Below are 3115 nucleotides of genomic sequence, written 5' to 3' on the forward strand. Positions count from 1 at the left end.
GACCTGATGAACCTCGTCAACGAATCCGCGCTGATGGCGGCACGACGCAACAAGCGCCTCGTCACCATGGCTGAATTCGAGGACGCTAAGGACAAGATCATGATGGGCGCCGAGCGCCGCTCGTCGGCCATGACGCAGGCCGAGAAGGAACTGACCGCCTACCATGAGGCCGGCCACGCCATCCTCGCGCTCAACGTGCCGTCGGCCGATCCGCTGCACAAGGCCACCATCATCCCGCGCGGCCGTGCACTCGGCATGGTCATGCAGTTGCCCGAAGGCGACCGCTATTCGATGAGCTACAAATACATGATCTCGCGGCTCGCCATCATGATGGGCGGCCGTGTCGCCGAGGAGTTCAAGTTCGGCAAGGAGAACATCACCTCCGGAGCTTCTTCGGATATCGAGCAGGCGACCAAGCTGGCGCGTGCCATGGTCACGCGCTGGGGCTTTTCCGACAAGCTCGGCCATGTCGCCTATGGCGACAACCAGGAAGAAGTGTTCCTTGGCCATTCGGTGGCACGCACGCAGAACGTCTCGGAAGAAACGGCGCAGATCATCGACGCCGAAGTGCGCCGCCTGATCGATGAGGCCTATTCGTCGGCGAAGTCCATCCTGACCAAGAAGAAGAAGGAATGGATCGCGCTGGCTCAGGGCCTGCTGGAATACGAGACGCTGTCCGGCGAGGAGATCAAGCAGTTGATCGCCGGCCACAAGCCCGCACGCGACCTCGGCGACGATACGCCGCCAAGTCGTGGCTCGGCCGTGCCGAAGTCCGGCGGCCGCCGCAAGAAGGGTCCTGAGCCCGAAGGCGGTATGGAACCACAGCCGTCGAGCTGAGTTCGGCCACCGATTTCATCGAACGCCGCGGCTTGCTCCGCGGCGTTTTTTGTTTTTGGCGTTGGGGAGGAGTTGTCCGCGACCTCGCATCTGCGACGGTGACGATTGGCGAAAGTCTAGGTGATAGCCAATCTCCCCCACAAGGGGGAGATTGGCAACGTCGCCGCTGGCGTGCCCTCGAAGGCAACAAAAAGGCCCGCGAACCCTGCGGTTCGCAGGCCTTCTCTTCTTCAGATGTCTTGTCGCTCAGCTCTTCAGCTTGGCATTGCACAGGCTGTAATAACCGCCGCCCTTCTGGATCCAGCGAAGGCCGTTCAACGTGCCCGCGTCCTTGTTGCCATGGTAGCCCTGGAGACAGGTCTTCATGCGCGCCTTCGCGGGCTTTTCGGTCTTGAACTCGGCGGCCAGCGTGGTCGGAAATGTCACGCCCGCGGGCGCTACAGTGGGGGCGACCGCCGCGCTGGTTTCTTTTTTCGTCTGCGGCTCGGTTTTGACCGTATCCTCGCTGACACTGTCCGCTGCTGATGTCGCGCACTTCTCCTTGCGAAAAGCCGTCCAGTCCATGCCGTTCAGAGTGCCGCCTTCCTTGGCTGTTCGATAGGTCTCGCCGCATTCCTTCATCGTCAGTGCGCTTGCGGGGGCGACGCTCCAAGCGACAAATGCGGTCGCAGCCAATACCGCCAATTTCAAACCGTGCATAAGACCCTCCTGGTTGATAATAAGTTTGACGTCTTTTTGTATATGGTTTGTTCTCTATATGTTCAACCAGAATCTTTACGGACTACCGATGAGCTTGGCGGTGGGCAGTGTAGGCGAATTGATGATGCCGGCAGCCCGGCGACATGCAGATGCGAGCAAGGCAGTGTGCGTCTTCGCGCAACAAAAAAGGCCCGCGCATCTTGCGATGCGCGGGCCTTTGTTTGGAGACTATGGCTAAGCGATCAGCTCTTCAGCTTGGCGTTGCACAGGCTGTAGAAGCCGCCGCCCTTCTGGATCCACTTCAGGCCGCCAAGCGAATTGGCGTCCTTGAGGGCATAGTACTGGTCGAGGCAGGTGTGCATACGGCCCTTTCCGGGGGTCTCGCTGGTATATTTCGGCGAGATCGCGGACGGGAAGGTGACGCCCTTGGGCGCAGCCGTCGTCGGCTTCGCCGGCTCCTTGGTGTAGCTCGCCTCGTCGGCGGCCGGCACGGTGTCGTCATCCGAGGCGGCTGCGCCGCACTCGGTCTTGCGGAAGTCGTTCCACTTCATGCCGTTCAGCGTGTTGGCCGTCTTGGCGGCCTGATACTTGGTGCTGCATTCGGCCATGCTCAGGCCCTTGCCGCCATTGTCTGCGGGAGCGGCGGGAGCCGCGGCGGCCTTGGTGGTCGCCGGCTTGGCGGCGGCAGCGGCGGATGCACCGGCGGCGCATTCGGATTTGCGGAAGTCGTTCCACTTCATGCCGTTCAGCGTGCCGGCAGCCTTCGCCGCCTGATACTTGGTGCTGCATTCCTTCGCCGTCAGGCCCTTGGCCGTGCTGTCGTCCGCCGCGGCGGCAGCCTTCGTGGTGTCGGTCGCTTTCTTGGCATCGGCCGGCTTGGCGTCGGTCGTCGCTGCGGCGTCGGTACCGCACTGAGCCTTGCGGAACTGGTTCCAGGTCGCTCCGGCCAGTGTCCCCGCATCCTTGGCGGCGTTATACTTCGTGCTGCACTCGGCCATCGTCAGTGCGTTGGCTGGCGCGGCCAGGAACAAGGTCGCGACGGCGAGGCCGGTCAAAGTGGCAAGTCGGTGGATGAGCATAGCGTTTCTCCGTTGCAGCAGCCCATGATACGTCCCTGCAAATCAATAACGCTCAACGGTCGGTTGCGCCAGATGCTAAGTGGCGTATATATCGCCGAAAATCGGCTTCTCCCGATAAGGTGATGAAATCGTTGTCCGTTGCCTGGTTCAGAGCAAGATTTTCCTGGTGCATCCGCGCTGAAAGGCTCGAATGACTTGTATATTGCAGCATGGCAGTCTGGGCATGTCAGGTTGCGGCCACGTTGTGTGCAGTGCACAACAATGGTTTTCTAAGGATTGGTAACGTATAATCACACAATGTGATCATAGCGCCCTGGCCACTTGTGGCATGACGTGCCGGGGAAGAAACGTCGAGGAAGCTGACTGGCATGGCAGGGAATTATTTCGGCACGGACGGCATTCGCGGACGCGCCAACAAGTTTCCGATGACCGCTGAAATCGCGATGCGGGTCGGCATGGCCGCCGGCCTTTCTTTCCAGCGCGGCAGCCATCGACATCGT

At 60.9% G+C, this 3115-nt stretch carries 3 protein-coding genes and 1 pseudogene; 2 read left to right on the plus strand and 2 right to left on the minus strand.

The window, feature by feature from the left end; translation table 11 throughout:
- Positions 1 to 837: pseudogene (locus tag EN884_RS30925) on the plus strand (ATP-dependent metallopeptidase FtsH/Yme1/Tma family protein); the annotation flags it as partial.
- Between the two features lie 246 nt (positions 838 to 1083).
- Here the strand turns inward: EN884_RS30925 and EN884_RS30930 are convergent.
- Both EN884_RS30930 and EN884_RS30935 read right to left on the minus strand, forming a co-directional pair.
- Positions 1084 to 1536, minus strand: a complete 453-nt coding sequence (locus EN884_RS30930; protein ID WP_013529153.1) for a hypothetical protein — start codon at positions 1534 to 1536, stop codon at positions 1084 to 1086.
- 242 nt (positions 1537 to 1778) lie between these two features.
- Complete coding sequence (locus EN884_RS30935) at positions 1779 to 2615, minus strand: hypothetical protein (RefSeq protein ID WP_063169197.1); 837 nt, start codon at positions 2613 to 2615, stop codon at positions 1779 to 1781.
- A 368-nt stretch (positions 2616 to 2983) separates the two neighbouring features.
- Between EN884_RS30935 and EN884_RS30940 the strand changes: the two genes are divergently transcribed.
- Positions 2984 to 3115: hypothetical protein (locus tag EN884_RS30940; RefSeq protein WP_164895262.1), on the plus strand; the 132-nt coding region annotated here is incomplete at its 3' end.

This window comes from Mesorhizobium sp. M7A.F.Ca.AU.001.01.1.1 (assembly GCF_004022735.1).
Lineage (GTDB): Bacteria > Pseudomonadota > Alphaproteobacteria > Rhizobiales > Rhizobiaceae > Mesorhizobium > Mesorhizobium ciceri.

Excerpts from the sequence above, each read along its gene's own strand:
- EN884_RS30930 (WP_013529153.1), bottom strand. The coding sequence starts at position 1,536 with ATGCACGGTTTGAAATTGGCGGTATTGGCTGCGACCGCATTTGTCGCT.
- EN884_RS30935 (WP_063169197.1), bottom strand. The coding sequence starts at position 2,615 with ATGCTCATCCACCGACTTGCCACTTTGACCGGCCTCGCCGTCGCGACC.